General features: G+C 44.8%; 2 protein-coding genes, 11 tRNA genes, 2 rRNA genes and 1 pseudogene. 11 read left to right on the top strand and 5 right to left on the bottom strand.

From position 1 onward, the window contains the following. Positions 1–61 precede the first annotated feature (61 nt). From L4C39_RS07680 to istB, 11 genes are all read left to right on the top strand, one after another. Positions 62–137 (top strand) — tRNA-Phe (locus tag L4C39_RS07680). Between the two features lie 67 nt (positions 138–204). Further along, a tRNA-Thr gene (locus L4C39_RS07685) sits at positions 205–280 on the top strand. A 7-nt stretch (positions 281–287) separates the two neighbouring features. Beyond that, positions 288–363: transfer RNA gene (locus L4C39_RS07690), tRNA-Phe, on the top strand. Between the two features lie 39 nt (positions 364–402). Beyond that, positions 403–478, top strand: a tRNA-Asn gene (locus tag L4C39_RS07695). A gap of 538 nt (positions 479–1,016) precedes the next feature. Next, positions 1,017–1,092: transfer RNA gene (locus L4C39_RS07700), tRNA-Phe, on the top strand. 68 nt (positions 1,093–1,160) lie between these two features. Continuing rightward, positions 1,161–1,236, top strand: a tRNA-Thr gene (locus L4C39_RS07705). 22 nt (positions 1,237–1,258) lie between these two features. Next, a tRNA-Asn gene (locus tag L4C39_RS07710) sits at positions 1,259–1,334 on the top strand. Between the two features lie 48 nt (positions 1,335–1,382). Further along, positions 1,383–1,458: transfer RNA gene (locus L4C39_RS07715), tRNA-Thr, on the top strand. Positions 1,459–1,508: 50 nt separating this feature from the next. Further along, positions 1,509–1,584: transfer RNA gene (locus L4C39_RS07720), tRNA-Asn, on the top strand. A gap of 572 nt (positions 1,585–2,156) precedes the next feature. Further along, entirely contained in the window at positions 2,157–3,689 is a 1,533-nt protein-coding gene (istA, locus tag L4C39_RS07725) for an IS21 family transposase (protein WP_429745240.1), read from the top strand. A gap of 10 nt (positions 3,690–3,699) precedes the next feature. Continuing rightward, positions 3,700–4,440, top strand: a complete 741-nt coding sequence (gene istB, locus L4C39_RS07730; RefSeq protein WP_429745259.1) for an IS21-like element ISVch3 family helper ATPase IstB — start codon at positions 3,700–3,702, stop codon at positions 4,438–4,440. Positions 4,441–4,807: 367 nt separating this feature from the next. Here the strand turns inward: istB and L4C39_RS07735 are convergent. The 5 genes and pseudogenes from L4C39_RS07735 to L4C39_RS07755 all read right to left on the bottom strand — a co-directional run. Then, a pseudogene (locus L4C39_RS07735) lies at positions 4,808–5,853 on the bottom strand (IS630 family transposase). A 293-nt stretch (positions 5,854–6,146) separates the two neighbouring features. Next, positions 6,147–6,223, bottom strand: a tRNA-Trp gene (locus L4C39_RS07740). A 34-nt stretch (positions 6,224–6,257) separates the two neighbouring features. Further along, a tRNA-Asp gene (locus L4C39_RS07745) sits at positions 6,258–6,334 on the bottom strand. 67 nt (positions 6,335–6,401) lie between these two features. Further along, a 5S ribosomal RNA gene (rrf, locus tag L4C39_RS07750) occupies positions 6,402–6,517 on the bottom strand. Positions 6,518–6,647: 130 nt separating this feature from the next. After that, a 23S ribosomal RNA gene (locus L4C39_RS07755) occupies positions 6,648–6,863 on the bottom strand; the annotation flags it as partial.

Below are 6,863 nucleotides of genomic sequence, written 5' to 3' on the forward strand. Positions count from 1 at the left end.
CGATTTATTTTAAAAAAGTTATTGACGGTAAGGCAGAAAATCAGTTTAATAGCGCCCCGTTGCCCGGATAGCTCAGTCGGTAGAGCAGAGGATTGAAAATCCTCGTGTCGGTGGTTCGATTCCGCCTCCGGGCACCATTATTTATTTTATTGGTGTCGATTGTAATAACAAGAAACATCAGTAAGAAAGCAAAGAATTTAGTGTGCCGACTTAGCTCAGTAGGTAGAGCAACTGACTTGTAATCAGTAGGTCACCAGTTCGACTCCGGTAGTCGGCACCATTCTTTTGCCTCGATAGCTCAGTCGGTAGAGCAGAGGATTGAAAATCCTCGTGTCGGTGGTTCGATTCCGCCTCGAGGCACCATTATTTGRTGCTTAGCATGAAARTGCTGACACAAGTAATTCCCCTTTAGTTCAGTTGGTAGAACGGCGGACTGTTAATCCGTATGTCGCAAGTTCAAGTCTTGCAAGGGGAGCCACTTTTAAAAGCCAAGTCGAAAGACTTGGCTTTTTTCATATCTGAACTAAATTGATCCCAATAGGCCCTCGCCTTCTCTATCGATGCTATCCCTTTACTAATAAAGCTCTGAGTATACAGCTCCCGCAACTTACGTAATCCTCCGTCACCAAAATTACTCATCCGCAGCCAATATTTCTATTTAAAATATTCACTCCTTACGAAAGCAAACATCAAAACATTGCTCATTAATTAATGACGGTAGCTTGGGTGATTTTCTATAGTCTACATTTCAAAAATAAACACCAATAAGATAGACATACTAAAGCGCTCGATAATCACAATTAAAAGTGAACTTTTATGCACTCTTTATTTGTTTGTTTACTGTATTTAAGCATAAATAACTCAGTAACCCTCCCCCTCTTACCTCATATTCACTATGCATTTAATGATCAAAATGCCTACAAACAGCCCATTAAGTATAGAAAATCAGCAAACAACATTTTTTTTGCAATTTAATGTTGACCTAGAACGTGAAAAGCCTTTTAATACACCTCGTTGCCCGGATAGCTCAGTCGGTAGAGCAGAGGATTGAAAATCCTCGTGTCGGTGGTTCGATTCCGCCTCCGGGCACCACATTCATTTTGTTGGTGTTAGATTGAAAAATCAAAATACGAGCATAGAATAAATTAAGAATACAATGTGCCGACTTAGCTCAGTAGGTAGAGCAACTGACTTGTAATCAGTAGGTCACCAGTTCGACTCCGGTAGTCGGCACCATTCTTAATTAGATACAACCTGTTCCCTTTTAGTTCAGTTGGTAGAACGCCGGACTGTTAATCCGTATGTCGCTGGTTCAAGTCCAGCAAAGGGAGCCACATTAAGTAGCTAGCGTTAGTAACAAACGATAGCGAAAAGAAATTAGTGCCGACTTAGCTCAGTAGGTAGAGCAACTGACTTGTAATCAGTAGGTCACCAGTTCGACTCCGGTAGTCGGCACCATTTTTCATGATTGAAAAATCATAAGCGTTGTTGCTATAAAACAAACCTGTTCCCTTTTAGTTCAGTTGGTAGAACGCCGGACTGTTAATCCGTATGTCGCTGGTTCAAGTCCAGCAAAGGGAGCCACATTTAAGAAACCACTTCTCACGAAGTGGTTTTTTTTCGCCTGAAGAAAATAGCTGCAACACTTCACACTTGAACATCACTCATACGCCTCTGTATGAGCCTAGCAACGATTTTTTTCATAATAGACCAAGTTATATAACCTAAATTAGCCACAAGCCATAGAGGCCGTTATAGTGATATAACCGCTATTTCCAAGCTCGAAGTAGACCATAAATATTAAATGCTAATAGTACCAATGCCGTTAATTTACTATTCAGACTTATCCACTAACGAAAACAGAGTGTTTTTATTCTACTTTCGCATTGAGAATGATCATTCTAAGCCTTACAAACACAATCAATTTGCATATTTCGGAGCATTCCGATCAGTCATTTCGGGATTATCCGATCACCCATTTCGGTTTAAACCGATCACTGATTCCGCGATTATCCGATCACTTTTAGTCAAACTCCGAAATCGGTGATCGGAATAGCGAAAACCGCGATCGTAATGGCCGAAATCCTTCCTTTTTCTCTTTTAAATCAATAGCTCGCTATTCTTTACTTCTTAAACAAGAAGGAAAGGAAGCGACAATGGCCAAAAAGAGAACTCCAATGAACAAAATCAAAGAGGTATTACGCCTTAAATACGACTGCGGTCTCTCAAATCGTGGTATCGCTTCTTGCCTTAAACTCGGCCCGTCCACCGTATCAGAACTCCTTACTCGCTTTAAACAAAGCCAACTTGGTTGGCCTCTACCCGACAGTTGCAGCGATGCAGATCTCACACAGGCGCTGTATCACGGCAAGAAAGTCAGTCGAGATAAAGTTATGCCAGACTTCACTCAATACGCAGTCGAACTCAGGCGTAAAGGTATGACAAAGATGCTGCTCTGGCAGGAGTATCATGAGCAATATCAAGAGCAAGCTTACGCTTACACTCAGTTCTGCGAGCACTTCACTCGTTGGTTCAAAACCCAAAAACGCAGCATGCGCCAGCTTCATGTTGCAGGTGATAAACTGTTTATCGATTACTGTGGGCCTCGGCTTCAGGTGGTCAACCCTGACACAGGCGAAGTGCGCGAAGCGGAGGTGTTCGTCGCGACTTTAGGCGCGTCCAATTACACTTATGTTGAAGCCTTCCCCAGCCAAGGGAAGCCCTACTGGTTAGAGGCGCATGCGAATGCGTTCGAACACTTCGGTGGCGTACCACAACTCTTAGTTCCCGATAACCTACGCAGCGCAGTCACCAAAGCCAATCGTTATGAGCCGAGACTGAACGACAGCTATCAAAAGCTGGCTAATCACTATCAAACAGCCGTGATGCCTGCTCGCCCCTACAAACCGAAAGACAAAGCCAAGGCAGAGAATGCCGTGCTCCTAGTAGAACGCTGGATCATGATGCGGTTGCGACACCAAGCCTTCCACACTTTTAAAGAGTTGAATCTCGCCATCCGTGAACTCATGAATGAGTTAAATCAGCGTGAGATGAAACAGTATGGCGCCAGCCGCCAAGCGCTGTTCGATAAACTCGACAAACCTGCATTAAAGCCACTGCCTAGGCAGCGTTACCTGTATACCGAAACTAAACGAGCCAAAGTTGGCCCTGACTATCACATCGAATATCGCCGTCATTACTACTCGGTTCCCCATCAACTTGTTGGTCACCATGTCGAGTTGGAAGCCTCTAATCGCCTGGTGCAGATCTACCATCAAGGTAACTTGGTGGCCCAGCATCCACGTAGCCAAAGAGAGCGAGGAAACAGCACCCAACCAGAGCACATGCCAAGCAACCATCAACATCAGAAGTGGTCGCCAGGGCGCTTGCTTAGCTGGGGAGCCAATATCGGCCCAGCCACACGAGAAGTCGTCAATAAGATGCTGAACTCCAAGCCTCATCCAGAGCAGTCTTATCGTTCCTGCCTTAGCTTGCTCAGCCTCAGTAAAACCTATGGCGAATCGCGCCTAGAGCAAGCCTGTAAAGATGCGCTGATGCTGACAAAATCCAATTACACCTTCATCAGCAATTTGTTGAAAAACAATCGTGAAGGACAACTGAGTAAAGACAACACGAGTACGCCAAATCTTGTTCATAGCAATGTTCGTGGCCCGAACAGTTATCACTAGGAGAAAGGATATGAATGCACTGAACGACCAACTCAAAACCCTACGCTTGAGCCATGCAGCGAAAGCATTAGAGCAGCAGCAAGAGCAACTGACCACCTACGCAGAACTGGACTTCGAGGAAAGGCTAAGCCTACTTCTGGAAAGCGARATCTTGAATCGCAATCAGAGCAAARTCCAACGCTTAAAACGACAAGCCAAGCTGAGAGTAGATGCGCAGCCGAGCCAACTCATCTATAAGGAGGGACGAAACCTCAATCGTAAACAGATGAGCGAACTTCTGACGGGCAGTTATCTRTACAAACACCAGAACATMTTGGTTACAGGCCCAACAGGCGCAGGMAAAACGTATCTTGCCTGCGCACTGGCAACCAGCGCCTGTGACCAACAACAAACGGTTARRTACTACCGATTAACTCGCTTGCTTGACGACCTGACCGCTGGTCGTCTGGATGGTAGCTATCAAAAGCAACTCCAATCGCTGGCTAAGAAAACCTTACTGATCCTCGACGACTGGGGGATGGAAAAACTCACTCAAGAGCATGCGGGTCACTTATTAGAAGTGCTGGAAGAGCGTTATCAAAACAGCAGCACAATCGTCATCAGCCAGTTACCTGTAAGGGAGTGGTACAACATGATCGGCAACGCCACCGTCGCGGACGCGCTAATGGATCGGTTAGTACACAATAGTCATAGAATAGAACTGGGAGGTGAGTCAATGAGAAAACTGGCGCAATCCGATCACTTAGAGTAAAAATAAGAAGAGAGAAAAACGGTAGGATCAGGTGATCGGAATAAACCGAAACGAGCGATCGCAATCACCGAAATACGCAATCAATTCATACCTTGTAGATTTTGAAGCTCCTATTAACAAGGTTGTTCTGGCGAACCAATCCATTGGGTTGAGGTCTGGAGAGTATAGTGGGATATTAAGGATCGTAAGATTACTAAAATGGTCAACATGCCTGCTAGCCATTAGCCATTAGCCATTAGCCATTAGCCATTAGCCATTAGCCATTGTCTAATGGCCACTGAGCGTTACGAAAAGAATAGCGTCAGAGTAGCTTCAAAGGACAACGATACCGATGCTGACTCCTCATTAATTATACCTACCCCATTAATTACCCTATCAGTTTAGTCCAACCTCTAGAGCAGAATGACATAACTCTGCGTTTATCCTCACAAAACCGATTCCATGCACCGCATAGTGTCTCTACGATATCGTCATAGCTTTCGAAACACCTGTTTGCTACTTCATTTGGCGAAGCCAACTCCATACCTGTTCTATAGGGTTAAGCTTGGGAGAATAAGGTGGGATATGGATAACTGTGAGGTTCTCAGATTCATCGGCAAGATAGCTCTGATGCCAACTCGCTTGCTCCATGATAACAACAGCATGCTTGCCAACCCGTTTGGCTTGAGACATTAATCTGAGTTGCTATTTCATTGCTTCCATATTGCTCAGGGGAACCACTATCGCTTCAGCTTCTCCTGTCGTAACACATACTGCGCCGAACAGGTATGCATACTCGAATTGCGGTTGTTGTACTACTCTGGGGCGCGTATCTTTCTCTGCCCATATTCGCGTAGTTGTATCACGTTGACCAAATCTAGCCTCGTCTTAAAACCATATTTGGACATCTTTTAAGGGCGCATGACCAGGGATCTTAAGGATCGTTTCGATTGGGAGTTTTTTAAAAGCTTCTTGGGCTTCAACTGATTGCTTAGGATGCTTAGGATGCTTAGGATGCTTAGGATGCTTAGAACGAGTAGTGATCCAACTCAGACCTATGTCATGTAATAACTAATAGAGCGCCGACTTTTTATATGATGTATCGAAATGGCTCTATATAAAGCCCAATGTCTCTCGCTTGAAGGCGGTTGCCACTTTCATTAGCTGCGAGCTCGATAACATATTCTTTGACTTGTGATTTCTGCTCATCAGTTAGGCGATGGGGTCTACCAGAATGTGGTTTATCTTGAAGTCCTTCAAGACCATTATCGAGATATGCTGTGACCCATTTATTGACGCTTACTCTGCTAACTTTAAGGTACTTAGCTATTTTAGTGCGACTTTACCGTCAACAAAATGAGAAACGGCTAAATAGCCCATTCTAAGCCGAGCATTGGATGTGGAATTAATCAAACTCGGAAAGTCATGCTTCATAAGGACTCCTTTTAGAGTCTTTATTAGATCATAAAATTAACGGAATTGGTATAAGCCCCTCAGAGACTATCTATTGCGATTTGTTGGCCGAAGTACACCGTGCCAGAAATACATTGTTCTATAGTCCATGGAGACACAGATATCCATTCGACCGGATATGGTCCAGAAACAGATTTGGAAAATATAGAAAGATCGTTGGATAAAAAAATAGCTAGGTGTTGTATGGGAAGGTTGAAGTTTATCGGACGGTAGGTATGAAAAAAGCCCCAGCATTTCTGCTGAGGCTTGATATATGGCAGGGGTGGAGAGATTCGAACTCCCAACACGCGGATTTGGAATCCGCTGCTCTGCCAATTGGAGCTACACCCCTATCTCAGTTTTAAAGAGCTGAAACTCTRAATAAGTGGCGGAGTGGACGGGACTCGAACCCGCGACCCCCGGCGTGACAGGCCGGTATTCTAACCAACTGAACTACCACTCCGCAGTGGTCAACTCACTATGTGAGCGTCCATATCTCCAGGTCGGTCAACCTAAAGATTTAATTTAAAGCCTGGCGATGTCCTACTCTCACATGGGGAARCCCCACACTACCATCGGCGCTACTGCGTTTCACTTCTGAGTTCGGCATGGAGTCAGGTGGGTCCGCAACGCTATGGTCGCCAAGCAAATTCTTTTTCTACTTTCAGCTTTTAAAAAAGCTAAAGGTAAAATAATTCGGAAAGCTGTTTTCGTTCTCTAAACTCATTCAAGTTTGTCTGTATATATCGAGTCCATCAAAACCCCTTGGGTGTTGTATGGTTAAGCCTCACGGGCAATTAGTACAGGTTAGCTCAATGCCTCGCAGCACTTACACACCCTGCCTATCAACGTTCTAGTCTTGAACAACCCTTTAGGGCACTTATAGTGCCAGGGAAGACTCATCTCAGGGCTCGCTTCGCGCTTAGATGCTTTCAGCGCTTATCGATTCCGAACTTAGCTACCGGGCAATGCCACTGGCGTGACAACCCGAA

This window comes from Vibrio clamense (assembly GCF_050337905.1).
GTDB classification, from domain to species: domain Bacteria; phylum Pseudomonadota; class Gammaproteobacteria; order Enterobacterales; family Vibrionaceae; genus Vibrio; species Vibrio cortegadensis.